This is a genomic window from Kitasatospora sp. NPDC048298 (genome assembly GCF_043201465.1).
GTDB lineage: Bacteria > Actinomycetota > Actinomycetes > Streptomycetales > Streptomycetaceae > Kitasatospora.
In genome coordinates, this window is sequence record NZ_JBICYZ010000028.1 from 20041 (window position 1) to 45906 (window position 25866).

Consider the following 25866-nt stretch of genomic DNA (forward strand, 5'->3'; position numbering starts at 1 on the left):
CCTCCGCCGCGATCGCCGCCGGGCTCACTCGCCCAGCCACTCCCCGGGCACCGCCTCGTAGAGCGCCTCCAGCGCCTGCGGGGTGCGTGCCCGGGCCACCACCCAGGCCCCCTCGGCCACACCGATCAGCGCCTCCGGCCCCTGGTACCAGCGGTAGTTGCGGCCGAGCGCGGGCAACTCCAGCAGACCGACCGGCAGTTCGTCCTCCAGTTCGAGGAAGTCGGTCAGCTCGTGGTCCTCCAGCAGCTTCTCCATCAGCGCCATCGCCGCGGCCGCCGTCGAGAAGCTCTCCTCCCAGGGCTCCCACCGCTCCTGCGACTTGTCCGCCAGGTCGAGCCGGCCCACCGTCGGTGGGTCCTCCCGGTCGAGGTCGTCCAGCAGCACACCCCAGTGCGCGCAGCCCTGGTTCTCCGCCCGGTACACCAGCGCGCCGTCCAGCACGTACAGCTCCGCCGGGGTCAGCAGCACGTCCTGGCTGCTGGTCAGGTCCGCCCGGCGGCCGAACAGCCGGTACGCCTCGCGCAGCGCCACCGGCAGCCGCAGGCCGAGGCGCAGCTCGGCGGCGTCCAGCTCCGCGTCCGTGAAGCCGTCGCCCGGGCCCAGCGGCTCGCCCCAGTACGCGGCGAAGGCCCTGACGAGCGCCCAGGCGCCCGCGCGGGAGCGCACACTTTCGGCCATTGCAGCCGGGATGTCGAATTCCGTTTCGTCCACCCGCGCACCGTACGCCACCCCTCCGACAGCGCGGTGAACCGCCGGACTGCCCGCCCAACTGGCCCTCCGCCGCCCGTTCGCCACCCCTCCGCCGCCCGTCCGCTCACGACCGGCCGAATCTGACGCGAACGCGTAATCCCGGTGACACCCGTTGATCACCACGAGGTTTCCGGGCCGTCGATCGGGCAAGACACGGTTTCGGCCTGAACCGACATCACGAAAGGCGGACGCGCGAAAGATGCCGACCGCACCGCACACCGCGGCCCTCCAGGGCCGCCGCCCACGAGCGCACCGGGGAGGACGCTGGGGCGAACACGGGCTCGCCTGGGCCTTCCTGCTGCCGTCCCTGGTGGTCTTCGTCCTCTTCATCGGCTACCCGCTGGGGCGGACCATCTACCTCAGCGGGCACGCCAACGACCTCTTCGGCGCGCCCTCGCGCTACGTGGGGACGAAGCACTACACCGACCTGTTCGCCTCGGCCGACTTCGGCCGCACCCTGACGACCACGGCGCTGTTCACGCTGATCACCGTGGTTCCCGGGGTGCTCGGCGCGCTGGCGCTGGTTCTGCTCCTGGAGAACCGGATCCGCGGCGTGCGGCTGCTGCGCTCGGCCTTCGCACTGCCCTTCGCGTTCTCGGTGGCCAGCGCCTCGGTGGTGTTCGCGGTGTTCTTCAACCCCGCCAGCGGGGTGCTCAACGGCCTGCTCTCGCACGTCGGCCTCGGCCCGGTCGGGTGGTTGACCGACTCCCGCTACGCGCTGTTCTCGGTCGCCGTCACCACGGTGTGGATGAACCTCGGCTACAACGTGCTGGTGCTCTCCGCGGGCATCGGGTCGATCCCGGGCGAGGTCGTCGAGGCGGCCCGCATCGACGGCGCCTCCGGCCTGCGGCTGGCCCGTTCGATCACCATCCCGATGCTCGGTCCGAACCTGTTCTTCCTGACCGTGGTCTCCACCGTCCACGCGCTCCAGAGCTTCGGCCAGATCCACATCCTCACCAAGGGCGGGCCGGACGGCTCCACCCGGACCCTCGTCTACTCCGTCTACGAGAAGGCCTTCGCCTACGGCTCCAGCGACTTCGGCACCGCCAGTGCCCAGGCCGTGGTGCTGCTCGTGGTCGTCCTCGCCTGCACGGCCGTCCAGTTCGGCGTCCTGGAGCGGAAGGTGCACTACGCGTGACCACCCTGACCACCGAGGCCGAGAAGACGGCGGCCGGGGCGCCCCGCCCGCGCGCCCGCGCCCTCGCCGGGCGCTCCCCCCGCGACCTGCTCGGCCGCGCCGCCGTCTACCTGCTGCTCGCCGTCGCCGTCGTCACCGTGGCCTTCCCGGTCTACTACGCGATCGCCGGCGCCTTCATGGGCCCGTCCGAACTCTCCTCCTACCCGCCGGCCCTGGTGCCCCACTCGGTCACCGGCCGGAACTTCTCCGGCGCCGTGGAGGCCATCCCGCTGGCCCGCCAGTACGCCAACTCCGCGATCGTGGCGACGGTCATCACCCTCGCCCAGCTGTTCACCTCGATTCTCGCCGCGTACGCCTTCGTCTTCCTGCCGATGAAGGCGCGGGCCGTGGTGTTCGGGGTGTTCCTGGCCACGCTGATGGTCCCCTGGGAGGCCATCATCATCCCCAACTACCTGACGCTGTCCGGCTGGGGGCTCGGCAACACCTACTTCGGCCTGGTGCTGCCCTTCCTGGCCTCCGGCTTCGGCACCTTCATGCTGCGCCAGGCCTTCCGGCAGCTGCCCGGCGAACTGCGCGACGCCGCCCGGATCGACGGGGCCGGCCACTGGCGCTTCCTGTGGCGGATCGTCGTCCCGCTCAACAAGCCGGCCCTCGCGGCGCTGTCGATCTACGTCTTCCTGTCGGCCTGGAACCAGTACTTCTGGCCGCTGATCATCACGCGCACGGCGAACATGCAGACCCTCCAGATCGGTCTGACCTCGCTGCGCGACTCCGAGATGGCCGACCCCGGGCTGATCCTGGCCGGCGTCGTGCTCTCCCTGCTGCCCACCCTCGCCCTGGTGGTCTTCGGCCAGCGCTTCATCGTCCGCGGCCTGACCGCGGGCGCCGTCCGCTGACCCGCTTCCCGTCCACGACCCGCTTTCCCGGATAGAGAGAGAACCCTCGTGAAGAAGAGTGCGCGCGCGCTCGCGGCCCTGCTGGTGGCCGGCCTGTCCCTGACCGCCTGCAGCTCCAGCGGCTCCGGTTCCGGCTCCGGCGGCTCCTCCGACGCCGGCGCGCCCGGCGCCCAGGCCCTCGACCAGGCCTCCGGTGTCACCACCGTCGAGTTCTGGCACTCGATGACCGGCAAGAACGCCGACGTGCTGAACGGCCTGGTCAGCCAGTTCAACGCCGCCCACCAGGGCAAGATCGAGGTCAAGGCGGAGTTCCAGGGCAAGTACGACGAGCTGGTCACCAAGTACAAGGCCGCGGTGCAGCAGAAGGGCACCCCCGCCCTGGCGCAGGTCTACGACATCGGCACCCGGTTCATGATCGACTCTAAGCAGACCGTCCCGGCCCAGGCCTTCGCCGACAAGGACGGCTACTCGCTGGACGACCTGGACGCCAACATCCGCAACTACTACTCGGTCGGCGGCAAGCTCCAGTCGATGCCGTTCAACTCCTCGATGCCGCTGCTCTACCTGAACACGGACGCCTTCAAGGAGGCCGGCCTCGACCCGGCCCAGGCGCCCAAGAACCTCGACGAACTGGGCGAGCTGGCCAAGAAGCTCACCAAGAAGGACGCCGACGGCAAGACCGTCCGGTACGGCTTCGGCGCCGCCATCTACGGCTGGTTCGTCGAGCAGCTGCTCGCCGAGTCCGGCGCCATGTACTGCGACAACGACAACGGCCGCGGCAACAAGGCCGGCAAGGTCGTCTTCGACTCCGCCCAGGGCGCCCGGATCGTCCAGTGGTGGGCCGACCTGGTCAAGGGCGGCTACGCCGCCAACACCGGCCGCACCACCGACGACGCTCAGGCCGCGTTCAAGGCCGGCACGGTCGCGATGCACCTGGAGTCCACCGGCGTGCTGCGCGGCTACACCGAGGCCGCGAAGTTCGGCGTCGGCACCGCGGCCTTCCCGAAGGTCACCGCCGCCGACCAGGGTGGCCCGGTGATCGGCGGCGCCTCGCTGTGGATCAGCGGCCCCGGCCACTCGGACGCCGAGAAGCGCGCCGCCTGGGAGTTCGAGAAGTTCGTCTCCGCCCCCGAGCAGCAGGCCGTCTGGCACACCGGCACCGGCTACTTCCCGGTCAACACCAAGTCCCTGGACGACCCCAAGGACAAGGAGTGGGTGGCCAAGTACCCGCAGTTCCAGACCGCGATCGACCAGCTGAAGGCCACCAAGCCGACCCCGGCCACGGCCGGCTGCCTGCTCGGCGTGATGCCGCAGGCCCGCAAGGGCGTGGAGACCGCGATCGAGCAGACCATCGCGGGCACCAAGCCGGCCCAGCAGGCCCTGGCCGACGCCGCGAAGGAGCTGCAGCCGGCGATCGAGAGCTACAACAGCTCGGTCGGCTGAACCCGCCACGGCTGAACCCGCCACGGCTCAGCGCCGCCACCGGGCGCCGCCACGACGACGGCCCGCCCCGCGCACCGCGCGCGGGGCGGGCCGCCGCCGTTCAGGCGGAGAGCGCCTCGCCGCTCTCCGGGGGCGCGCACGCGGCCGCCAGTTCGTCCAGCGAGAGGTCGAGCGCGAAGGCCAGCGCGGCGATGGTGAAGAAGGACGGTGTCGGTGCCCGGCCCGTCTCGATCTTCCGCAGCGTCTCCGCCGAGACGCCCGCCACCGCCGCCACCTCGACCATGCTGCGCTCGCCTCGCGCCTCGCGCAGCAGCGCCCCGAAGCGCTCGCCGCGATCGCGCTCCCACGGGGTCAGCGGAGTCCTCACCATGCCGACGAGTCTAGGGCCTGTCCTTCCCGGGCCGACCCCTGCGGCACCGTCGGGCGGTGCCGACCACGTCATCGACCGTGATACAAATACCGGTATAAGAATTGGATCCAGGAGGGATGCGCCATGGTCGAACTCAAGTCGGACGCCGCGCTGGCCGCGATGCGCGAGGCCGGGCGGGTGGTGGCGGACGCACTGGCGGCCGTCCGGGAACAGGCCGCGGTCGGCGTCAGCCTGCTGGAGCTGGACGAGGTGGCGCGCGGCGTGCTCAAGGCCGCCGGAGCCTCCTCGCCGTTCCTCGGCTACCGCCCCGCCTTCGCGCCCGTCCCGTTCCCGGCCGTCATCTGCGCCTCGGTGAACGACGCCGTGGTGCACGGCATCCCGGACGGCTACCGGCTGCGCGACGGCGACCTGGTGAGCATCGACTGCGGCGCCGTCCTGGACGGCTGGGCCGGGGACTCGGCGGTCAGCTTCACCGTCGGAACCGCCCGCCCCGAGGACACCGCCCTGATCGAGACCACCCGGCGCGCCCTGGAGGCGGGCATCGCCGCCGCCGTCGTCGGCAACCGGACCGGGGACATCGCCCACGCCATCGGCACCGTCGCCCGCGCCGGCCGGTACGGCCTGCTGGACGGCTACGGCGGCCACGGCATCGGCCGCCAGATGCACGAGGACCCGCACGTGCCCAACGAGGGCCGCCCGGGCCGGGGCTACCCGCTGCGCCCCGGTCTGGTGCTGGCGATCGAGCCGATGCTGCTGGCCGGCGGCCGCGACGACCACCGCACCGATCCGGACGGCTGGACCCTGCGCACCGTCGACGGCCGCCGGGCCGCCCACATCGAGCACACCGTCGCCGTCACCGAGGACGGCCCGCGCGTCCTCACCCTGCCCTGATCCGATATGCCGGACGACGGGACGACCGGACAGCCGGACGGGGCCGGGGCTAGGCTCCCATCCATGATCAAAGCCGTGATGTTCGACTTCTCCGGCACCCTCCTCAGGGTCGTCTCCACCGCCGAGTGGCTGGCGGCCCACGCCGCCGCCACCGGTCTCGCCCTGCCTGCCGGGGAGGAGGCCGAACTGGTGGCCCGGCTGGAGGAGTTCGGCGCCCTGCCCGGCGGCGTGCCGCCGCGCCGCATCCCGCCGGAGGTCCAGCAGGCCTGGGACACCAGGGACTTGACCCCCGAGCTGCACCGCGCCGCCTACACCGCGTTGATCCGCGCCGCCGAGCCGCCCGCCGGCCTCGACGTGGACGCCCTGTACGACAGCCACATCGCGCCGGCGAGCTGGCGCCCGTACCCGGACGCCGTCCCGGTGCTGCGCGAGCTGCGCCGCCGGGGCGTGCCGGTCGCGGTGGTGAGCAACGTCGGCTGGGACCTGCGTCCGATTTTCCGCGCGCACGGCCTGGACGAGTCGGTCGACGTCTACGTGCTGTCCTGCGAGGTGGGCGCCCAGAAGCCCGCCCCGGTGATCTTCGAGACCGCCTGTGAGCAGCTGGGCTTCGCCCCCGGCGAGGTCCTGATGGTCGGCGACGACCTCATCTGCGACGGCGGCGCGACGGCGCTCGGCTGCGGCTTCCACCCGGTCGAGCACCTGCCCGTCGACGAACGCCCGGACGCCCTCACGGCGCTGCTGGCCGTCCTTCCCGGCTGATCCGCCCTGCCCGGTTGGAGGCCGTCCCTGTAGCGGTCTCCACCCCCTTCCGGGGGCTTTCCCCACTCCCGGCCGGCCCGCTGCCCGGATGGGCCCAAGTTCCCTGCCACGGCAGGCTCTTGGACATGTCGAAACCCATCCGCACCATCACCGCCGCGGTCACCGCGGCCGCCGCCCTCGCCGTCACCGCGCTGAGCGCCGCACCCGCCGGGGCGGCCGACGTCCCGAAGCCCGGGAACGACCGCCTCGCCTGGAGTTCCTGTCCGGGCGCCCCGGCCGACAGCCCTCAGCGCTGCGCCGAGGTCACCGTCCCGCTGGACTACGCCGACCCCAACGGCCCCCGCATCACCCTCGCCGTCTCCCGGATCGCCGCCGCCGAACCCCGAGTGCGCCGCGGCGTCCTGCTGGCCGTCCCCGGCGGGCCGGGCGGCTCCAGCCTCGACCTCGTCACGGGCATGGCCGGGCGTCTGCCGCAGTCCGTCCGCGACCGCTACGACGTGGTCGGCTTCGACCCGCGCGGCGTCGGCCGGTCCACCCCGGTCAGTTGCGGTCTGGACACCGCCGACCTGGCGATGGTCAGGGTGCATCCCTGGCCGGCCGTCGACGGCTCGATCGACGGGAACCTGGCCACCTCCCGCCGCGTCGCCGAGGCCTGTGCCCGCAACGGCGGCCCGGTACTGCGCAGCATCTCCACCGCCAACGAGGCGCGCGACATCGACAGCATCCGCCGCGCCCTCGGCGAGCACAGGCTGTCCGCCTGGGGCGTCTCGTACGGAACCTACGCGGGCGCGGCCTACGCCACGATGTTCCCCGAGCACACCGACCGGATCGTGCTGGACAGCAACGACGACCCGGATCCGACCCGGGTGGGGCGCGGCTGGCTGGACAACTACGGCCAGGGGGTGGAGGACCGCTTCCCCGACTTCGCCGCGTGGGCGTCGGACCCGGGCAACCAGTACCGGCTCGCGGACACCCCCGAGGAGGTCCGCCCGCTCTTCCTCGACCTCGCGGCCCGCCTCGACCGGGCCCCGCTGCCCTGGGAGGGCGCCAACCCGGCGGAGCTGAACGGCAACGTGCTGCGCGAGGCCCTGCTGTCGAGCCTGTACTCGAAGGCCAGGTTCCCCGATCTCGCCCGGCTGATGCTGGCCGGGCTCGGCCGTGGTGAGCTGCCCGCCCCGCCGAAGCCGAGCGAGCGGGACCTCCAGGCGCTGCAGAACACCCTTGCCGTCACGGTCGGCACCCTGTGCAACGACGTCCGGTGGCCCACCGATCCGGCCGGCTACGCGAAGGCCGTCGAGTCGGACCGCGCCGCCCGTCCGCTCACCGCCGGCCTGCCGGTGAACGTGATGCCCTGCGCCTTCTGGCCGTTCGCCCCCGCCGAGCCGCCGGTGCGGGTCACCGACCGCGGCCCGGCGAACGTGCTGCTGGCGCAGAACCTGCGCGACCCCGCCACCCCGTACTCCGGTGCGCTCAAGCTGCGGGCGGCGTTCGGGGAGCGCGCCCGGATGGTGGTGGCGGACGCGGGCGGTCACGGCATGTACCGGTTGAGCGGGAACGCGTGTGCCGACGGGGTGGTGACGGATTACCTGACCACCGGCCGCCGCCCGGCCGGGGACGTCCTCTGCCGGGCAAGCTGAGCGACCGGCAGGGGGAGCGGGGAGCGGCGCGCGGGGGCAACGGGCCGTGGACGAACGGCCCTTGCCCCGGCGTGCGCGCCCGTCCGACGCTCGGGAATGAGTCGAATCCGTCGCGATTTTGTGACAATCCTTCGCCAACACCCGTCCCCCAGGGCCTGTTCACGGCCGTAATGTTCGATCTATGTCACCGAAGAGCCGCATACCCGCCGCCTCGGACCCGGGCGACACCTGGGTGCCCCGCCCGAGGCGCCGCGAGACCCCGCTCGGCATCCTGGGCCACGCGGCCACCTTCCTCGGCGCCAGCGTGCTGGGCGGCATCCTGGTGGCGGGCCTGATCCTTCCGGCGGCCGGGGCGGTCGGACTCGGCGCGAAGAACGGCGTCGAGGGCTTCGAGAGCATCCCCGACGACTTCAAGACCCCGCCGCTGAGCCAGGCGACGCAGATCTTCGACGCCGGCGGCGGCCTGATCGCCAAGGTCTACGAGCGCGACCGCACCGTCATATCCGCCGACCAGATGTCCCCGCTGATCCGCACGGCGCAGGTGGACATCGAGGACGCCCGCTTCTACGAGCACGGCGCCGTCGACCTCAAGGGCGTCCTGCGCGCGATCACCAAGAACGCGGAGAGCGGAGCCGCCGTCCAGGGCGCCTCCACGCTCACCCAGCAGTACGTGAAGAACGTCAACGTGGAGAAGGCCGGCGACGACGCGGACGCGGTGCGCGAGGCGCAGCGCAAGACCCTCGGCCGCAAGATCCAGGAACTCCGGTACGCCATCAAGCTGGAGGAGGACCTGACCAAGGAGCAGATCCTCACCAACTACCTCAACATCACCTTCTACGGCCACCAGGCGTACGGCATCCAGGCCGCCTCCCAGCGCTACTTCGGCAAGGACGCCAAGGACCTCAGCCTGCCCGAGGCGGCCATGCTCGCCGGGCTGGTGCAGAACCCGTCCCAGTACGACCCGAAGCTGCACCCGGTGGCCGCCCAGAAGCGCCGCGACACCGTGATCGACAAGATGGTGGAGAACAAGCACATCACCGCCGACCAGGCGAAGGAGGCGAAAGCCGCCCCGCTCGGCCTCAACTACCAGGACCCGCGCAACGGCTGCATCACCGCGCAGGCCGGCATGGGCTTCTTCTGCGACTACGTCCGCCACGTCGTCAAGCAGGACCCGACCTTCGGCAAGAGCGCGGCCGAGCGCAAGCGACTCTGGGACACCGGCGGCCTGAACATCTACACCACCCTGGACCCGGAGAAGCAGGCCGCCGCCCAGAAGGCCGTCTCCACCAAGGTGTACGTCACCGACCCGGTCTCGGCCGCGATGACGATGGTCGAGCCCGGCAGCGGCAAGATCCTGGCGATGGCCCAGACCCGCCCGTACGGCCTGGCTAAGGAGAAGAACGAGACCGTCGTCAACTACAACGTGGACGCGGCGATGGGCGGCGGCATCGGCTTCCAGCCCGGCTCCAACTTCAAGCCGATCGTGGCCGCCGCCGCCCTGGAGGCCGGTCTGCAGCCCACCCAGCGGTACGACTCGCCCAACCGGATGGACTGGCCGACGATGCGGACCTGCGACGGCACCTGGAAGAACCTCAGCAAGGGCAAGAAGGAGGGGACCATCCCCAACGAGAGCGCCTCCGAGGTGGGCCCGTACGAGCTCAAGCAGGCCATGGCGCTCTCCGTGAACACCTACTTCGTGCAGATGGAGCAGGAGATCGGCCTCTGCGCGGTCAAGCAGATGGCCAACAAGCTGGGTGTGGCCGGAAAGGCCGACGGCTCGCCGCTGTCGGAGGTGCCCGGGCTCGGCCTCGGCACCGAGGAGGTCACCCCGCTCACCATGGCGAACGTGTACGCGACCTTCGCCGCCCGGGGCACCTACTGTGCGCCGCTGGCGATCAACCGGATCACCACGGTGGGCGGCACCGACGTCCCGGTGCCCCCGGCCCGGTGCACCCCGGCGATGTCCGAGGACACCGCGGACGTGATCAACAGCGTGCTGCTCGGGGTGACGGAGAAGGGCGGCACCGCACGGGACCTCGGCCTGGACGACCACCGCCAGATCGCCGGCAAGACCGGGACCACGGACGAGAAGAAGTCGGCCTGGTTCACCGGCTACACGGGCAACCTGGCCGGCTCGGTCTGGCTGGGCAGCCCGGGCACCAAGGTGCCCATGCGCAACATCCGGATCGGCGGCACCTACCAGGCGGAGGTATTCGGCGCCACCGGCCCCGGGCCGATCTGGCAGAAGGCGATGAGCGACGCGGTACGGAACATGCCGGAGAAGGACTTCACCACCGTCTACATCCCGGACCCGGTGCGACGGGACCCCAACTGCACCACCTCCAGCGGCTCGCCGGGCTCGGCCACCTGCACCGGCGCCCCCGCCACCGGGAGCCCGACGAACGGCGGCCGGCCGCGCGGCGTCAACCCGGCCCCGGGCCGCACCGGGTCGCCCGTCCCGCCCGGCGCCACCGACCCCGAGGACCAGTGAACCGCCGGCCCCGCGGCGGGGCCGGGGGGCCCGCGGGGGGGGGCGGGGGGGCGGCCCCCCGGGGCGGCCGGGGGGGGCGGGGGGCGCGCCGCCCCCCCCCCCCCCCCCCCCCCCCCCCCCCCCCCCCCCCCCCCCCCCCCCCCCGCCCGGCCCGCCCCCCCCCCCCCCCCCCCCGCGGCCCGAGCCGGCCCGATCCGGGCCGGTCGAGAGGACGGGCCCGGCCGGCCCACCACACCTCGCCCGTCGGCCTACCGCGCCTCGACCGGCTCGCCGCTGTCCTGGTCGAGGTTGAACACCCGCCGGTAGGAGTCCGTCACCACGGTGATCTGCGAGCGCCCGGTCCAGCTGGCCTCCACCAGCCGGGCGTCGCCCCGGCCCCGGCCGACGTCCGCCAGCGACCAGCGCCGGGCCGACCAGCCCTCACCGCTCTCCAGCAGCACCTGCCAGTGCTCGTCCTCCTCCGGCCCGGTGGCGTACGAGCGGTGCACCACCACCAGGGCGTTCTCGGCCCCGGCCGGGGCGTCCTCCCGGCTGCGGGTCTCGGCCGCCGACACCTTGTGCACGGCCAGCACGCCGAGCAGGAACACCACCCCGGCGGTCACCGTGACCGCCCGGGTGGCCGTCCGCACGGCGGTGCGCAGGTCGCTCAGCCAGGCGGCGGCGATCAGCGCCGCCAGTGCCCCGCCGAGCAGCAGCCCCGGCCGGTTGAGCAGGTCGGCCACCGCCATCCGCCCGCCCGACCGGCTCTCCCACTGCCCCTCGGTGTAGAGCAGCACGGCGGCCAGCCCGCCGAGCACCAGCATCCGGACCAGCACGCGCCTGGCCCGGGACGTCCGTCGGTCCGTCGTCCGTCGGTCCACCGTTCCCCCGTTTCCCCCGTCCGCCGTCGCGGCGGTCACAGCTCGGCGAGCAGTTTGCGGCCCTGAGGCCAGTCGCCCAGCCCGGAGTCGGAGTTGAGGTGCCCGTACGCGCCCGGCTCGACGTACCGGGCGCCCCAGGCGGCCGCGAAGGCGCGGGCCCGCTCCGCGGAGACCCACGGGTCGTCGGTCGAGGCGACCACGACGGCCGGGAACGGGAGCCGTTCCAGCGCCACCGGGCGGAAGTTCACCAGCTCCGGGACCTCGGCGGTGTCGACGTCCGCCGGGGCGACCAGCAGCGCGCCCCGGACGGCGGCGGTTCGCTCGGCGGAGGCGGTGGCCGCCCAGTGGGCCGCCGTGACGCAGCCCAGGCTGTGGGCGACCAGCACCACCGGGCCCTCGGCGGCGGCCGCGGCCACCGCCGCGTCCACCCGGGCCACCCAGTCCGTCCGCTCCGGGTGGTCCCAGTCCGCCTGCTCGACCCGGCGGAAGGACTCCGGCTCGGCCGCCTCCCAGCGGGTCTGCCAGTGCTCGGGGCCGGAATTCTGGTAACCGGGAAGGACGAGGTGGGTGGTGCGGTCCGGCATGGGCTCCTCCGGAGAAGGACGGTCGTGGGCAGCAGGAGTCTAGGACGCGGGCGTCAGGCCCCCGCATCCGGGCGGCCGACCCGGCGCGCACCCCCGGCAACAGGCGCGCGCACCTCCGCTGTGCGCCGTCGTACGCCCGGTGCGCCCCGTTGCCAACGGTGCCGCCGGTACGGGAGGTTGGACCGGGCCCGGACCGGCCGCCACCGCCCGGCGCCCGTACCCGACCTGAGGCTCGACCACATGGAGGGATGTCGGCGATGACATCGAAGATCCTGCTCGTCACCGGGGACGCCGCCGAGTCACTGGAGGTGTTCTACCCCTACCAGCGGCTGCGCGAGGAGGGCTACCAGGTCGACATCGCGGCCCCGACGAAGAAGCGCCTCCAGTTCGTGGTGCACGACTTCGTCGAGGGGTTCGACACCTACACCGAGAAGCCCGGCTACACCTGGCCCGCCGACCTGGCCTTCGCCGACGTCGACCCGGCCGACTACGTGGCCCTGGTCATCCCCGGCGGCCGCGCCCCCGAGTACCTGCGCAACGACCCGGAGGTGCAGCGGATCGCCCGGCACTTCTTCGACGCGGACAAGCCCGTCGCCCAGATCTGCCACGGCCCGCTGATCACCGCCGCCGCCGGCCTGCTGGACGGCCGTCGCACCTCGGCCTACCCGGCGCTGGCCCCGGACGTGAAAGCGTCGGGCGCCGAGTTCGTGGACGGCGAGGCGGTGGTGGACGGCGTGGTCGTCTCGGCCCGCGCCTGGCCCGACCACCCGGCGTGGCTGCGCGCCTTCATCGAGGTCCTGCGCACCAAGGCGCCGCTCGGCTGACCCGTACCGCCGGCGTCTGACCCGCACTGCCGCTCGCCGGAGCCGGAGCCGTACCGCCGGAGCCGGACCCCGAGACGCGTCGGGGTCCGGCTCCGGGGTTCCTCGGGGTCGGAGCCCGTCCCCAGACGGACGACCCGCTCCCGGTCGGCCCGGCATGGTGTCAAGTGAGCACCCACCAGTCGGAGTTGGCCACTCCTCCGACCCCGGACCAGGGAGGACGGCATGACCGCCGACCCGACCGCCACCGCCCCAGGTCGCCGCCGGAAGGCTCTGCGCGCCGCCGTCGCCGCCGCCGTGGGCGTCGGCCTGCTCACCGTCCTCGCCCCGGCCGCCGTCGCCGGACCCGTCGACTTCCTGCCGACCCCCGGCTGCCACGGCGCCGTGCACCTCGCCGTCCCCGGCGCCGAGGGCACCCCCACCGAGGGCACCACCGCCGAGCGCGCCGCCGCCGAGCGCCGGGGCGACTGGACGGCCGCCGACGCCGCCCTCGCCGGGATGACCGGCCCCGGCTACTCGACCTCCGCCCTCGCCGCCGTCCGCGAACGGGGCCGGCTGGTCTGGCGGAACGCCACCGGCGTCGCCGAACTCGCCACCGGCGAGCCCGCCGACCCCGAGGGCGCGTTCCGGATCGGCAGCGCCACCAAGACCTTCGTCGCCACCACCCTGCTCCAACTCGTCGGCGAGCACCGGCTGGACCTCGACGACCGCCTGGAGTGCCTGCTGCCCGGCATCGTCCCGAACAGCACCGCGATCACCGTGCGGCAACTGCTCGACCACACCAGCGGCGTCGCCGACTACACCCAGGACCCGGCCTTCCGATTCGACGACCCGGACTGGCTGAGCGACCGCCGCTACACGTCCTACCGGCTGCGGGACCTGGTGGACCTCGCCAACAGGTACCCGCCGGCCTTCGCCCCCGGCCGGGACTGGCAGTACTCCAACACCAACTACATCCTGGTCGGGATGATCATCGAGAAGCTCACCGGCCACAGCTGGAACGACGAGGTCACCCGCCGGATCATCCGCCCGCTCGGCCTCGTCGACACCTGGATGCCCGGCGACCTCCCGTTCATCCCGGGCCCGCACGCCCACGGCTACGTCAAGGCGGCCACCGGCCCGGTCGACGTCACCGTGCTCAACCCCTCCATGGCCGGCTCCGCCGGCGGCGGCATCTCCACCACCGCCGACCTGACCGCCTTCCTCGACGCCCTGCTCGGCGGCCGCCTGCTGCGCCCGGCCGAACTCGCCGCGATGAAGGAGACCACCGCCCACGGGGAGGGCCGGACGTACGGCCTCGGCCTCCAGCGCCTGGACACCCCCTGCGGCCCCTTCTGGGGCCACGCCGGCGGCATCCCCGGCTACAGCACGATGATGCTCGCCTCCCCGGACGGACGGCGCGCGTTCGCCGCGAACACCACCGTCTACGACATCCCGGACCCGGACGCCGCCAACGCGGCCTGGCACAGGGTGACCACGACCGCCCTCTGCGGCGCCCAGCCCACCGCCGCCGTACCCGACCTCGCCCGCATGGCACCGTGACCGACCCCCTACGCTGACCGGCGACCCAACGGCCCACACCGTCACCAGGAGGACGTGCCATGGCAGAGCCGCTGATCGCCGCAGTCGGGGGCAGGGAGCCCGCCGTCGACCCGGGCGCCTTCGTGGCCCCGAACGCCGTCGTGATCGGGGACGTGACCGTCGCCGCCGGCGCGAGCGTCTGGTACGGCGCGGTGCTGCGCGGCGACGCCGAGTCGATCACCGTCGGCGCGGGCAGCAACATCCAGGACAACTGCACCCTGCACGCCGACCCCGGCTTCCCGCTGGTGGTCGGCGAGCGGATCTCGGTCGGCCACAACGCCGTGCTGCACGGCTGCACGGTCGAGGACGACGTGCTGGTGGGCATGAGCGCCACCGTGCTCAACGGCGCCCGGATCGGCACCGGCTCGCTGGTCGCGGCCGGCGCGGTGGTGCCGCAGGGCATGGTCGTCCCGCCCGGCTCGCTGGTCGCCGGCGTCCCGGCCAAGGTCCGCCGCGAGCTGACCGAGGACGAGAAGTCGGGCATCAGGGACAACGGCGCCGGCTACCAGCTCCTCGCCGAGGCCCACCGGGAGATCTAGACCGTGGTCATCGCGGCCGCCGCCGGTTCCGTCGGAACGGGCGCCGGCCGGCGCCGGTCGATGGCCCAGGCGAGCACCGCGACCAGCGTTCCCGAGGCGGCCAGGACCGCGCCGACCAGCGTCGGCGCGGTCCAGCCGAGCCCGGCGTCCAGGGCGAGCCCGCCGAAGTACGCGCCCTGGGCGTTGGCCAGGTTGAAGGCGCCCTGCACCGTCGCCGAGGCCAGGGTCGGCGCGCTGCGCGCCTTCTGCAGCACCAGGGTCTGCACGGCCGGCACGATCGCGAAGCCGAACAGCCCGATCAGCACCACCGTGACGGCCGCCGACCAGCGGGCGTGCGCGGTCACCGCGAACAGCGCCAGGGTGGCGGAGAGCAGCACGAAGGCCGCGCAGACGGTCGGGCGCAGCGCCCGGTCGGCGGCGAACCCGCCCAGCACGTTGCCGATCGTCATGCCGACCCCGAACAGCGCCAGCACCAGCGTCACCGAGCCGGTGGCGTACCCGGAGACCTCGGTGAGCAGCGGCGTGATGTAGCTGTAGCAGGCGAAGAAGCCGCCGCAGCCGAACACCACGGTGGCCAGCGCCAGCCAGAGCTGCCCGCTGCGGAAGGCCCGCAGCTCGTGCCGGAGCCCGGACTGGCCGGGGGAGGGCAGCGCGGGCACCAGCCGGGCGATGGCGACCGTCCCGGCCGCCGCGATCAGCACGACCACCAGCATGGTCGCCCGCCAGCCCAGGTGCTGGCCGAGCAGGGTCGCGGCCGGGACGCCGACGATGTTGGCGACGGTCAGTCCGGAGAACATCACGGCCACCGCCCGGGCCCGCCGGTCCGGCGCGACCAGTTCGGCCGCCGCCACCGCGCCCGCGCCGAAGAACGCGCCGTGCGGCAGCCCGGTGACCAGCCGGGCGGCGGCCAGCGTCCAGAAGTCCGGGGCCACCGCGCAGAGCAGGTTGCCGATCGCGAACAGCCCGGCCAGCGCCACCAGCACCGCCTTGCGCGGCCGCCCGGCGGCGAGTGCGGTCAGCAGCGGCGCACCGACCACCACCCCCAGCGCGTACGCCGAGATCAGCCAGCCCGCCTGCGGGATGGAGACGTGGAGGCTGTCGGCGACCTGGGGGAGCAGCCCCATGGCGGCGAATTCGGTGGTTCCGATGGCGAACGCGGTGACGGCCAGCGCGAGCAGCGCGAGAGGCAAGGGGGTGACTCCGGGGTGACGCCGACGGACCGGGAGAGCGCGCGGCGGGACGAGAAAGGGGCGAAGGTGGGATGAATTCGTTCGTCCGGCATCCTAATCCGGCCGGATGACGGCGCCGTGAGGTGCGTGTGACGAAAGGGGGTCGCCGCCGCGGCCCCCGCGCGCGAGACTGGGAGCATGTGCCGCAACATCAAGACCCTGCGACCCCCCGTCACGTCCGACGCCGACGAGGAGGACTTCCACGCGGCGGCTCTCCAGTACGTCCGCAAGGTGTCCGGGTTCCGCGCCCCCGCGGCGCACAACCAGGAGGCCTTCGACCGGGCCGTGGAGGCGGTCGCCGAGGCCACCGCCCGGCTGCTCGCGGAACTGGAGGTCCGCGGCTCGCACATTCGGGCCGCCGTGCCGGCCGAGGCCGCCGGGTAGGCAGGAGCAGCCGTGATGAACCCCGCCGAGCGCTACGCACTCACCTTCCCGGGCACCCCGGGGACCCAGGCCCCGCAGGACGTCGTGGTGGTCGCCCGCACCGACGCGACCGGCCCGGGCGGTCACCCGGTGTACGAGGACGAGAGCGGGATCGTCCGGGCCGAGATCAGCGACGCGGGCGAGGTCCGGATGCTCGCCAGCGGCGGCCACCAGAGCCCGCACGTGCCGGTGCACGCCCACCCGCTGTCCTGACCGCCCCGGCCGCCCGGGCGGGTGCCGGGAACCTGCGGCGCAACGACCGCCCGTCGGGCACAATCGCGGTATGACCACAGCGAGTTGGCAGGGCGTCGTCATCGCCGAGAGCGACGACACCGTCGTCGTCGAGGGCAACCACTACTTCCCGGCCGGGGCGGTGCGCACCGAGTACCTGCGCCCCTCGGACACCACCACGGTGTGCGGCTGGAAGGGCACCGCCGGCTACTGGACCCTGGAGGTGGACGGGCTGACCAACCCGGACGCCGCCTGGTTCTACGCCGATCCGAAGCCCGAGGCCGAGCACGTGCGCGACCGGGTGGCCTTCTGGAACGGGGTGGAGATCGTCGAGTAGCCGGCCCGGGCCGGCCGTGCCGTCGCCGCCGCGAAAGGGGTACCGGATTCCCATGGCAGTCTTCCGCAGACCGGTCCGCTTCCCCGTGCCGGGCCGCCCCCGGCCGCCCGCCGGGCCCGACCGGGCCGAGGCCGAACTGACCGAGCAACTCGCCGAACTGGTCGAGGAGTCCGAGCAGCCCGTCGGCGAGGGCCAGGTCGTCGAGTACACGGCGAAGCAGCGCGGCCGCGGCCGGGCGCTGGTGCTGCAGACCGTCCGGCTGCTCGGTCGTGGCGGCCGGGCCGCCGCCCGGGGTGCCGCCAAGGGCGCCGCGTACGGGGGCAGGGCGCTGACCGAACAGCTGGTGCACACCGCGCCGCGGATCCCGGTGCGCGACCTCGCCACCCTGCGGGCGCAGCACCCGGAGGCGGCCTTCCCGGAGCAGCTGGCCGACCTGCTGGTCACCGGCGCCGTCCGGGCCTCCGGCACGCTCGGCGCGGGCGTCGGCGCGGCGGCGATGCTGCCGGTGCCGCCCGCGATGCCGGTGGAGATCGCGGCCGAGACGCTCGCGGTGGCGGCCGTGGAGATCAAGCTGATCGCCGAGCTGCACGAGGTCTACGGCACCCCGGCACAGGGCACCGCCGCCCAGCGGGCCGGTGCCTACCTCGGCGCCTGGGCCAACCGCCGCGGGATCGACGCGAGCCTGCTGGTGCGGCCCGCCGGCTTCGCCGCGCTGGCGATCAGCTCGGAGGTGCGCCAGAAGGTCCGCCGCCGGTTGACCCGCAGCTCGCTGCGGCACCTGCCGGCGGTGATCCCGATGCTGGTCGGCGCCGGCATCGGCGCCACCATGAACCGTCGCGACACCCGCCGGCTGGCCGACGAGGTGCGCAGGGACCTGCGCGGGCGCCGCCCGGCGGACCGTACCTACTGGACCGTGGCCGCGCCCGCCCTGAAGGGCGAGACGGTGGCGCGCGGCGGGGCGGGGGAGACGGGCGGGAGCGTGGAGGCGGACGGGACGGCCCCGTAGGGCGGGGGAGCAGCGGCACGGCGCGCCGCTGCTCCCTCCCGGAGGTTCCTAGGCCTTCGGCGGAGCCGGTGCGCCCGCGCCCCGGCCGGCCTTGACGCCGTTCACCATCGCCTGGTGGATCGCCCGTGCGGTGGTCTCGTCGGCCGCCGGAACCGGGCTCCCGACGATGGTGTACCAGTCCAGCGCGCCGGTGTACTGGACGGTCAGCCTCGCCTCGCCGTCCACCCAGGTGGTGTGCACGGTGAGGTCGCCGGAGATCGGACCGACCTCGGTGGTGGTCACCCCACCGGGGCCGCTGATGATCGATTGAGTGGTCCAGGTCGCCCACGACGTGCGCGGGTCCGCGGGCGGTCGGGCCTGGCGGTTGCCTTGGTCGTGTTCGGTCATGCGCCTATCCTCCCCCGCGGGTGACTCGCCGCCGGAGCGGCGACACCCGCGGTCGCGGCGACCGCCCGGTCCCACCGGGCGGTCGAGTCGGTACGGCGGACGGTCAGCCGGGCTGGCCGGGTTCGTCCAGCATGGGGGCGCCCTCCGCCTGGGAGGTGTCCTGCGCGTGCAGGTTCTGCATCGAGGGGATGCCCTCCTCGGGGTCCGCGGCGCGGACGTCCTCGTCTTCCTCGGTGCTCACCGTGGACCGGTCGCTCATGTCGGTCATCGCGGGCTCCGTCTCCTCGGCCGGTCCCGGCGCTCGGGGTCGCGCGCGGTGGGGCCGGTGGTGTCTCTTCGCCCTTCCAGCCTGCCTCCGCCCCGGCGCCGGGGCCAGCCGGGTGCCCGGCCGGCCCCCGCGGACGTCTGCGGAACCTCGCGGACCTCGCCCGGCCGTCAGCAGGGAGTCACCGGGCCGTCACCATGCGACGGGCAGCGAGTGCATGCCGTAGATGAACGAGTCGGTGCGGAACGACAGCTCCTCGCGCGGGACGGCCAGCCGCAGCCCGGGCAGTCGCCGGAACAGCGTGGCCAGCGCGATCTGCAGCTCGGCGCGGGCCAGCGGCTGGCCGAGGCACTGGTGCACGCCGAAGCCGAAGGCCAGGTGGCGCCGGGCGTCCCGGTCCAGGTCCAGCTCCTCCACCGGCCGCCGGTCGGCGCTGGCGAACAGCTCCTCGTCCCGGTTGGCGGTGGAGAGCATCGCCATCACGCCCTCACCGGCCCTGATCGTCGTGCCGCCCAGCTCCACGTCCTCCAACGCCACCCGGGCCACTCCGGTGTGGATGATCGTGAGGTGGCGCAGCAGCTCCTCCACCGCTCCGGGCAGTGTGGCCGGGTCGGCCAGCCTGCCGATCTGCTCCGGCTGCTCCAGCAGCAGGGCGGTGGAGAGCGAGATCATGTTCGCGGTCGTCTCGTGCCCGCCGACCAGCAGCAGGAAGCCGGTGCCGGCGATCTGGCGCGCGGTGAGGTCGTCCCGGACGGCGAGCCGGCTGAGGATGTCGTCCTGCGGCTGCGCCCGCTTGCGGGCCGTCAGCTCCGTCAGGTACTCCAGCATCTCGTCCCGGGCGTCCAGGAGCTGCTGCGGCGAGCTGCTCTGGGTGAGCAGCGCCCGGCTGACGCGCTGGAAGAACTCGTGGTCCTCGTACGGGACGCCGAGCAGCAGGCAGATCACCAGCGACGGGATGGGCAGTGCGAAGTCGGCGACCAGGTCGGCCTCGGTGCGGCCGCCGGTCATCGCGTCCAGCGCCTCGTCCGTGATCCGCTGGATGTCCGGGCGCATCGCCTGGATCCGCTTGACCAGGAAGTCCCCGGTGACCATGCGGCGCAGCCGGGCGTGCTCGGGGTCGTCGAGGTTCAGGAAGCTCGGGTGCTCGGTGATCCGCTCCCGGCTGCCGGCGACCAGCAGCGGGAAGGACGGGTGGCGGATGTCCGAGCTGAACCGGCGGTCGGACAGGATGGCGCGGACGTCGGTGTAGCCGGTGGCGAGCCAACAGGGCTCGCCACCGGGCATGGTGGCCCGGGTCAGCCGGGCGGTGGCGGCTGCCTCGACGTACGCGGGCGGCGGGCCGAACGGGCAGCCGGCCGAGTGCCTGGCCGGGAGGGAGATGGCGGGAGCGGTGGACGAGTTCGTCAAGGCGGGGTCTCCTTGTCTCGCGATGGTTCTCCGGTGGGGGACTGGTGGCCGAGGATGCGTCAGTCGCGTTGTGGCCGAGAGCTGTTGCCCGCTTCCGGCCGAGGATTGCCTAGGCCTGCGCCGGCTCGTCCTCGACCACGGTGATCGCGCCGCCCGGGCAGAGCTGGGAGGCCAGTCTGATGTCACCGAACTGGTCGGGTCGGAAGGAGGTCTGACGAAGCATCACCAGACTGTCGTCTTCGTCCTGGTCGAAGACCTCGGGAACGTTCAGGACGCACATTCCGGAGCTGCAGCAGCGGTCCCGGTCGACACTCACCCGCATGGTCGGGCACCTCTCGCCAGTGCGCCGCCGGCTGCCCGGCGGCCGCCTCTCGTTGTCATTGCCAACCTAACCGCCGTTGATCCGTCCACGGCGGGTGCGGCGGCGGGATCGTCGAGAATGGCCGATTAGGTTCCCGCCGGAGCCGCCGGGCGGCGAGACAGGTTTGAACTGACGTACCCCTGACAAGAGTTGGCGTCCCGGCCCGGGCTCCGGCCGGCAGCCCAGGGAGTTCACAGCCCCTCGGCGGCGGCGATCTCCCGTACGGTCGCTACGGTGTCGGCCTCGGCGGCGGCCTTGTCCGGCCGGTAGCGCACCACCCGGGCGAACCGCAGGGCGAGGCCGGCCGGATAGCGGGGGCTGCGCTGCACCCCGTCGAAGGCGATCTCGACGACCAGTTCCGGCCGGACCCGCACCGTCCAGGCGTCCCGCCCGGTCTCCCGGGCCAGCAGCTCGGCGGTCTGCCAGGCGAGCGTCTCGTCGGTCAGGCCCTTGAAGGTCTTGCCGAGCATCACCCACGGGCCCAGCCCCGGCTCGCCCGCCGCCCGGGCGCCCAGGTGCAGGTTGCTGAGGAAGCCGTGGCGCCGCCCGCTGCCCCACTCGGCGGCCAGCACCACCAGGTCCAGGGTGTGCCGGGGCTTCACCTTGATCCAGCCCGCGCCGCGCCGCCCGGCCGCGTACGGGGCCGCCGGGTCCTTCACCAGCACGCCCTCGTGGCCGAGCGCCAGCGTCTCGCGGAAGAAGGCCAGCGCCCGGTCGCGGTCCCCGGTCTCGACCCGGGCCGGCCGCAGGACGTCCGGCACCGCCCCGGCCAGCGCCGCCCAGCGCTCCCGCCCGGGACGGTCCACCAGGTCCTCGCCGTCCCGGTGCAGCAGGTCGAAGAAGCAGGCGTCGAGCGGAGCCCCGGCGCGCAGCCGGGCCGGGTCCTGCCGGGAGGCGATGCGAGCGGCGGTCTCCTGGAACGGGCGCGGCCGGCCGGCCGGACCGAGCGTGATCGCCTCGCCGTCCAGCACCGCCGAGCGCACCGGCAGGGCCAGCACGGCCTCGACCACCTCGGGGACGCGGGCGGTGATGTCCTCCAGGCCGCGGGTGAACACCGCGACCTCCCCGCCCTCCCGGTGCACCTGCACCCGGACGCCGTCCAGCTTCCACTCCACCGCGGCCGGACCGGTGCGCTCCAGCGCCGTGGCCACGTCCGGCGCGGAGGCGGCGAGCATCGGCCGCACCGCCCGCCCCACCTCCAGCCGGAAGGCCGCCAGCGCCGCCTCCCCACCGGTCAGCGCCGCCTGCGCCACCGCGCGGGCCGACCCCCGGAACATCAACGCCCGCCGCACCGCCGCCGCCGGCACCCCGGCCGCCTGCGCCACGGCGTCCCCGACCACCGCGTCCAGCGCCCCCTGCCGCAGGTCCCCGACCAGTACCGCCCGCAGGAACCCCTGCTCCACGGCGGTCGCGCGCGCGAACAACCCGTGCAGCAGCCGCCGTCGCTCCGCCTGCGCCCCCGCGCCGTGCACCCCGGCGATCCGCTCCAGCTCCCGCTCCACCTCCGGCACCCCGAGCGAGGCCTCCACCGCCGGCTCCGGCAGTCCCCGCAGCGCCGCCGGACCGATCCCGGTCCGCAGCCGCTGCGACTCCCCGGACAGCAGCGCCACCGCCACCGCCCCCTCCAGCGGCCCCGACTCCCGCAGACAGGCGGCCAGCAACCCCGTCTTCGCCCGCCGCCCCGGCTCCGCCGCCACCTCCCGCGACACCAAAGCCAACCGCGTCAACCCCGTCACGCCACCACCACCTCCACGTCCCTCAGCATCCGCCCGCACTCCCACCCCCGCACGACGGCCCCGGCTCCGGCCCGGGCTCTTCCCGGCCCGAGGGCCTGTCTTCAAACTCCCGTCGTCCGCCCGGAGGGCGGGCGGGGCGGCGTTGGGGTGCGTGCGTCGCAAGGCGGAGGTGGGGGCACCTCCCGGCCGGAGGCTGGGGGAGCGTCGCCCCGCAGACGCGAGTTCGAAGACAGGCCCTGGGCCGCAAGGCTCCGCAGTGGCGCGCGGGGGGCACGGTCTTGGCCGGGACGGTGATCACCGGCCGGGCGACGGGGCGTCATGCTGGGGGCTCCCGCCACCCCCTGAGTGATGGAGACCGAGATGAGCGACACCCCCACGACCCGTTGGAGCATCGGTGCGCCCGAGGCCGGTGACTACGCCGCCTGGCGCGAGCTCTTCCGTGGGTACTGCGAGTTCTACCGGGTGCCGATCCCGGAGGAGAAGGCCGAGCTGGTCTGGTCCTGGCTGATGGATCCGGCGCACGAGCTGGCCGGGCTGCTGGCGCGGGACGGGGAGGGCCGGCCGGTCGGGCTCGCGCACTACCGCCCGTTCTCGCGGCCGCTGCACGGGGCCGTCGGCTGCTTCCTGGACGATCTGTTCGTGGCACCGGAGGTCCGGGGCGGCGGGGCGGTGGACGCGCTGTTGGGCCGGCTGCGGGAAATCGCGGCGGAACGCGGGTGGGTCACCGTCCGCTGGATCACCTCCGAGGACAATTACCGGGCCCGTGGCAAGTACGACCAGGTCGCCACCCGGACCAGGTTCGTCACCTACGACATGGCTCCGGAGGAGCCGGCCGGCTGAGGCCGCGGCCCGGCCGCCGGACATTCGTTCGGAATTTCTGTTATCGACGTCCCGCGGGGAGGTCTCCCAAGTGTCGACACCCGACCAGTCGACCCGGAACAGAAAGCGTGGCCACCGTGAACAGCGACGACAGGACGACCATCCTCCCGGCGAGCGGGGGAGGCGCCGGCAGCGACAGCGGGGGCGCGGCCCGTGGCCGCTCCGGCGGCCGGGCGGCGCGGCGCGCTGCCGAGCGGCACGCCGGCCGGGGACGCCGGTCGCGGCGGCGCGGCGGGATCGTGCCGGTCACCGCGGTCGTCGCCGCCGTGGCCGGGACCGGGCTGTTCGCCGCCCTGGCCGGCGCCGGCTACGCGGCGTACGGCGGCAAGCAGGCCGACCGTGACCTGGCGGGCCAGTCGCTGACCGCCGACTCGCTGATCTCCGCGGAGCTGGGCACCCGCGAGGGCATCCAGGTGCCCGGCGCCGGGGGGACGAACCCGGACGTCCCGTCGCCCGCCACCCCCACCGCCGCCGACCCGGCGGCCACCCCGAGTGCCGCGGCCACGTCGACGGCCGCGACCGCTCCGGCCTCGCCGACGGCTTCGGTCGCCGCCACGCCGAGCGGCGTCCCCACTCCCACGGCCGCCGCGGCCAAGGCGACCCCGAGCGCGACCCGCACCGCAGCCGCCGGTCAGACCGCCGCCGGTCAGACCGGCGCCGCCCGGGCCGCCGCGGCTCGGCCGGCGGGCGGGGGCGCGTCCCCGTCGTACGCCCAGCAGGTCGTGGACCTGGTCAACGTCGAGCGCGGCAAGGCTGGCTGCGGGCCGGTCAGCAACGAGCCCAGGCTGGCGAGCGCGGCCCAGTCGCACAGCGACGACATGGCCGACCGCAGCTACTTCGACCACGCCAGCCCCGAGGGCAACCACGCGGACCACCGGATCGAGGCGGCCGGCTACAGCTGGAGCACCTGGGGCGAGAACATCGCCCGCGGCCAGAAGGACCCGGCCGCGGTGATGGAGTCCTGGATGAACAGCCCCGGCCACCGGGCCAACATCCTCAACTGCTCGTTCAAGCAGCTCGGCGTGGGGGTGCGGACCGGTGCCAACGGCCCGTGGTGGACCCAGGTGTTCGCCGCCCCGGCGTGAACCGGCCCTCGTTCGACCCGGTCTGACCGTCGGACCGGGCCGAACGATCCGGTCCGTACGCCCCCGGTCCGCCTGGTCCGGCCGGTCCGATTTTCCGATTCCGTGCACATTGTTGTTATCTGATCACTCCCCACGGGTCTCCGAGGAGGCAGCGGCGGACGGATAGACGGCAAGACGGAGTGCGGACCATGAACGCTGATGTGCAGAACAGGAGCGGGACCACCCTGGTACTCGCGGCGCAGGCAGGCGACCGGCAGGCCCGGGAGGCGCTGGTCGCCGCCTGGCTGCCGCTCGTCTACAACGTGGCCGGCCGCGCCCTCGGCGGCCACGCCGACGTGGACGACGTCGCGCAGGAGACCATGATCCGGGCCCTGGACGGCCTGGACGGGCTCCGCGACCCGGAGGCCTTCCGTTCCTGGCTGGTCGCCATCACCATGAACCAGGTGCGCCGTCGGCACACCGTCGGCCAGCAGCAGCCGACCGTCGGCGGCCTGGACGAGACCTGGGAGGTCGCCGACCCCCGGGCCGACTTCACCGACCTGACCATCCTGCGCCTCGGCCTCTCCGGCCAGCGCCGCGAGGTGGCCGAGGCCACCCGCTGGCTGGACCCGGACGACCGCGAACTGCTCGCCCTCTGGTGGCTGGAGGCCGCCGGCGAACTGACCCGCGCCGAACTCGCCGAGGCCCTCGACCTGAGCCCGCAGCACACCGCGGTGCGGGTGCAGCGGATGAAGAAGCAGCTCGAAGCGGGCCGCATCGTCGTCCGCGCGCTCTGCGCCTACCCCCGCTGCCCCGCGCTGACCGAGCTCACCGCGGGCTTCGACGGCACCCCGAACTCGGTCTGGCGCAAGCGCATCGCCCGTCACATCCGGGACTGCGCCGACTGCGGCGGGCTCGGCCGGGACCTGTTCCCGGCCGAAGGGCTGCTGGCCGGCCTCGCCCTGGTGCCGATCCCGCTCGACGCGCCCGTACTGCTGCACTTCCAGCACACCGCCGCCACCGTCGCCTCCGCGACGGCTGCCACCGGTGCGGGCGCCGGCGCGGGCACGGGCGCCGGCGCGCACGCCGGAGCGGGAGGGCACGGCGGTTGGGCCGGTACCGCGGCCCGCAAGGCCGTGCTGGTGAGCGGTGCGGCCGCGGCCGTCGCCGTGACCACCCTCGCCCTGGTCTGGCCGCAGGCCGGTGAGCCGCCGCGGCCGACGCCACCGGAGCCCACCGCCCCGGCCGCGGCCCAGGACGCCCCCACGGCCGCCGCCGCACCCGCCGCCGCCACGCCGGTGCCGACCCCGGTACCCGCGGAGAGCCCGTCACCGACGGCGACGCCCGCACCGACGCCGACCGCGACTCGTACCGCCTCCGCGACACCGCTGCCCAACCCGGAGCGCCAGCTGGTGGACCTGGTCAACGCCGAACGCGTCAAGGCCGGTTGCGCCCCACTGCGGATCGACCCCAGGCTGCACGGCTCGGCCCAGAAGCACGCGGACGACATGGCCACGCGCGGCTTCTTCGACCACGTCACCCCGGACGGCGTCCGGACCGAGGCCCGGATCACCGCCGCCGGTTACCGTTGGTCGCAGTGGGGCGAGAACCTCGACCGGGGTCCGACCACCCCGGCCGCCGTCCTCACCCGCTGGATGGACGGCGGAATCCACCAGTCCAACATGCTCGACTGCGGATTCAAGGACGTCGGCGTCGGCTTCGCCGTGAACTCCGCCGGCACGCCCTACTGGACCCAGGACCTCGGAGCCCCGATGTCCTGA

At 74.0% G+C, this 25866-nt stretch carries 27 protein-coding genes; 17 read left to right on the top strand and 10 right to left on the bottom strand.

The annotated features are described in order from the left end of the window. Positions 1 to 24 precede the first annotated feature (24 nt). Entirely contained in the window at positions 25 to 711 is a 687-nt protein-coding gene (locus ACGF0D_RS21210) for an SMI1/KNR4 family protein (protein WP_392918390.1), read from the bottom strand. A 238-nt stretch (positions 712 to 949) separates the two neighbouring features. Between ACGF0D_RS21210 and ACGF0D_RS21215 the strand changes: the two genes are divergently transcribed. Genes ACGF0D_RS21215 through ACGF0D_RS21225 form a run of 3 tightly spaced genes read left to right on the top strand, consistent with a single transcriptional unit; the run spans position 950 to position 4227 of the window. Then, positions 950 to 1888: a carbohydrate ABC transporter permease gene (locus tag ACGF0D_RS21215; RefSeq protein ID WP_392883577.1), complete on the top strand. Its 939-nt coding sequence runs from the start codon at positions 950 to 952 to the stop codon at positions 1886 to 1888. Beyond that, the gene (locus ACGF0D_RS21220) at positions 1885 to 2784 is read left to right on the top strand and encodes a carbohydrate ABC transporter permease (RefSeq protein WP_392883576.1); all 900 of its coding nucleotides are present in this window, start codon (positions 1885 to 1887) and stop codon (positions 2782 to 2784) included. Before ACGF0D_RS21215 ends, ACGF0D_RS21220 begins: the two co-directional genes overlap by 4 nt. Positions 2785 to 2832: 48 nt before the next feature. Then, entirely contained in the window at positions 2833 to 4227 is a 1395-nt protein-coding gene (locus ACGF0D_RS21225; protein WP_392883575.1) for an ABC transporter substrate-binding protein, read from the top strand. Between the two features lie 100 nt (positions 4228 to 4327). Here the strand turns inward: ACGF0D_RS21225 and ACGF0D_RS21230 are convergent, their stop codons facing one another. After that, entirely contained in the window at positions 4328 to 4597 is a 270-nt protein-coding gene (locus ACGF0D_RS21230; protein ID WP_392883574.1) for a helix-turn-helix domain-containing protein, read from the bottom strand. 123 nt (positions 4598 to 4720) lie between these two features. Between ACGF0D_RS21230 and map the strand changes: the two genes are divergently transcribed. From map to ACGF0D_RS21250, 4 genes are all read left to right on the top strand, one after another. After that, positions 4721 to 5488: a type I methionyl aminopeptidase gene (gene map, locus ACGF0D_RS21235; RefSeq protein WP_392918393.1), complete on the top strand. Its 768-nt coding sequence runs from the start codon at positions 4721 to 4723 to the stop codon at positions 5486 to 5488. Between the two features lie 63 nt (positions 5489 to 5551). Then, positions 5552 to 6247 carry an HAD family hydrolase gene (locus ACGF0D_RS21240; RefSeq protein ID WP_392918394.1) on the top strand — a complete coding sequence of 232 codons (696 nt, stop codon included), beginning with the start codon at positions 5552 to 5554 and terminating at the stop codon, positions 6245 to 6247. Positions 6248 to 6372: 125 nt separating this feature from the next. Next, positions 6373 to 7884 carry an alpha/beta hydrolase gene (locus ACGF0D_RS21245; RefSeq protein WP_392918397.1) on the top strand — a complete coding sequence of 504 codons (1512 nt, stop codon included), beginning with the start codon at positions 6373 to 6375 and terminating at the stop codon, positions 7882 to 7884. 181 nt (positions 7885 to 8065) lie between these two features. Beyond that, positions 8066 to 10375, top strand: a complete 2310-nt coding sequence (locus ACGF0D_RS21250) for a transglycosylase domain-containing protein (protein WP_392918399.1) — start codon at positions 8066 to 8068, stop codon at positions 10373 to 10375. Between the two features lie 248 nt (positions 10376 to 10623). On the opposite strand, the gene ACGF0D_RS21255 is transcribed toward ACGF0D_RS21250, so the two are convergent. Next, complete coding sequence (locus ACGF0D_RS21255) at positions 10624 to 11235, bottom strand: hypothetical protein (protein ID WP_392918402.1); 612 nt, start codon at positions 11233 to 11235, stop codon at positions 10624 to 10626. 35 nt (positions 11236 to 11270) lie between these two features. Further along, entirely contained in the window at positions 11271 to 11819 is a 549-nt protein-coding gene (locus ACGF0D_RS21260) for an RBBP9/YdeN family alpha/beta hydrolase (protein ID WP_392883566.1), read from the bottom strand. Positions 11820 to 12076: 257 nt separating this feature from the next. Between ACGF0D_RS21260 and ACGF0D_RS21265 the strand changes: the two genes are divergently transcribed. From ACGF0D_RS21265 to ACGF0D_RS21275, 3 genes are all read left to right on the top strand, one after another. Next, entirely contained in the window at positions 12077 to 12643 is a 567-nt protein-coding gene (locus tag ACGF0D_RS21265) for a DJ-1/PfpI family protein (RefSeq protein ID WP_392883564.1), read from the top strand. 222 nt (positions 12644 to 12865) lie between these two features. Further along, positions 12866 to 14182, top strand: a complete 1317-nt coding sequence (locus ACGF0D_RS21270; protein WP_392918404.1) for a serine hydrolase domain-containing protein — start codon at positions 12866 to 12868, stop codon at positions 14180 to 14182. A 59-nt stretch (positions 14183 to 14241) separates the two neighbouring features. Beyond that, positions 14242 to 14760: a gamma carbonic anhydrase family protein gene (locus tag ACGF0D_RS21275; protein WP_392883561.1), complete on the top strand. Its 519-nt coding sequence runs from the start codon at positions 14242 to 14244 to the stop codon at positions 14758 to 14760. Here ACGF0D_RS21275 and ACGF0D_RS21280 read toward each other — a convergent pair. Further along, the gene (locus ACGF0D_RS21280) at positions 14757 to 15950 is read right to left on the bottom strand and encodes an MFS transporter (protein WP_392883559.1); all 1194 of its coding nucleotides are present in this window, start codon (positions 15948 to 15950) and stop codon (positions 14757 to 14759) included. The two genes, ACGF0D_RS21275 and ACGF0D_RS21280, sit on opposite strands and share 4 nt — an antisense overlap. 177 nt (positions 15951 to 16127) lie before the next feature. On the opposite strand from ACGF0D_RS21280, the gene ACGF0D_RS21285 reads away from it, so the two are divergent. The 4 genes from ACGF0D_RS21285 to ACGF0D_RS21300 all read left to right on the top strand — a co-directional run bounded on the left by ACGF0D_RS21285 (position 16128) and on the right by ACGF0D_RS21300 (position 17986). Next, entirely contained in the window at positions 16128 to 16373 is a 246-nt protein-coding gene (locus ACGF0D_RS21285) for a DUF2277 domain-containing protein (protein WP_392918407.1), read from the top strand. Positions 16374 to 16388: 15 nt separating this feature from the next. After that, positions 16389 to 16625, top strand: coding sequence for a DUF6296 family protein (locus tag ACGF0D_RS21290; protein ID WP_392883556.1), 237 nt, complete (start codon positions 16389 to 16391; stop codon positions 16623 to 16625). Between the two features lie 70 nt (positions 16626 to 16695). Then, positions 16696 to 16980, top strand: coding sequence for a DUF427 domain-containing protein (locus tag ACGF0D_RS21295; RefSeq protein ID WP_392883554.1), 285 nt, complete (start codon positions 16696 to 16698; stop codon positions 16978 to 16980). 52 nt (positions 16981 to 17032) lie between these two features. Next, complete coding sequence (locus ACGF0D_RS21300) at positions 17033 to 17986, top strand: hypothetical protein (RefSeq protein WP_392883553.1); 954 nt, start codon at positions 17033 to 17035, stop codon at positions 17984 to 17986. A gap of 48 nt (positions 17987 to 18034) precedes the next feature. Here the strand turns inward: ACGF0D_RS21300 and ACGF0D_RS21305 are convergent, their stop codons facing one another. The 5 genes from ACGF0D_RS21305 to ACGF0D_RS21325 form a co-directional block, all read right to left on the bottom strand. Further along, the gene (locus tag ACGF0D_RS21305; protein ID WP_392883551.1) at positions 18035 to 18373 is read right to left on the bottom strand and encodes a hypothetical protein; all 339 of its coding nucleotides are present in this window, start codon (positions 18371 to 18373) and stop codon (positions 18035 to 18037) included. Between the two features lie 103 nt (positions 18374 to 18476). Beyond that, on the bottom strand, positions 18477 to 18641 hold the full coding sequence (locus ACGF0D_RS21310; protein ID WP_392883550.1) for a hypothetical protein: 165 nt from the start codon (positions 18639 to 18641) through the stop codon (positions 18477 to 18479). Between the two features lie 189 nt (positions 18642 to 18830). Then, positions 18831 to 20045, bottom strand: coding sequence for a cytochrome P450 (locus ACGF0D_RS21315; protein ID WP_392918410.1), 1215 nt, complete (start codon positions 20043 to 20045; stop codon positions 18831 to 18833). A 109-nt stretch (positions 20046 to 20154) separates the two neighbouring features. After that, positions 20155 to 20367 carry a ferredoxin gene (locus tag ACGF0D_RS21320; protein WP_392918413.1) on the bottom strand — a complete coding sequence of 71 codons (213 nt, stop codon included), beginning with the start codon at positions 20365 to 20367 and terminating at the stop codon, positions 20155 to 20157. Between the two features lie 230 nt (positions 20368 to 20597). Beyond that, a complete protein-coding gene (locus ACGF0D_RS21325) occupies positions 20598 to 22142 on the bottom strand; it encodes an ATP-dependent DNA ligase (RefSeq protein ID WP_392918415.1) in 1545 nt (514 codons plus the stop codon). Positions 22143 to 22502: 360 nt separating this feature from the next. Between ACGF0D_RS21325 and ACGF0D_RS21330 the strand changes: the two genes are divergently transcribed. The 3 genes from ACGF0D_RS21330 to ACGF0D_RS21340 all read left to right on the top strand — a co-directional run bounded on the left by ACGF0D_RS21330 (position 22503) and on the right by ACGF0D_RS21340 (position 25866). Beyond that, positions 22503 to 22982 carry a GNAT family N-acetyltransferase gene (locus tag ACGF0D_RS21330; protein WP_392883544.1) on the top strand — a complete coding sequence of 160 codons (480 nt, stop codon included), beginning with the start codon at positions 22503 to 22505 and terminating at the stop codon, positions 22980 to 22982. 116 nt (positions 22983 to 23098) lie between these two features. Continuing rightward, complete coding sequence (locus ACGF0D_RS21335) at positions 23099 to 24106, top strand: CAP domain-containing protein (RefSeq protein ID WP_392918418.1); 1008 nt, start codon at positions 23099 to 23101, stop codon at positions 24104 to 24106. 188 nt (positions 24107 to 24294) lie between these two features. Beyond that, positions 24295 to 25866 (top strand): sigma-70 family RNA polymerase sigma factor, encoded by a 1572-nt coding sequence (locus ACGF0D_RS21340; protein WP_392918420.1) that lies wholly within the window; start codon positions 24295 to 24297, stop codon positions 25864 to 25866.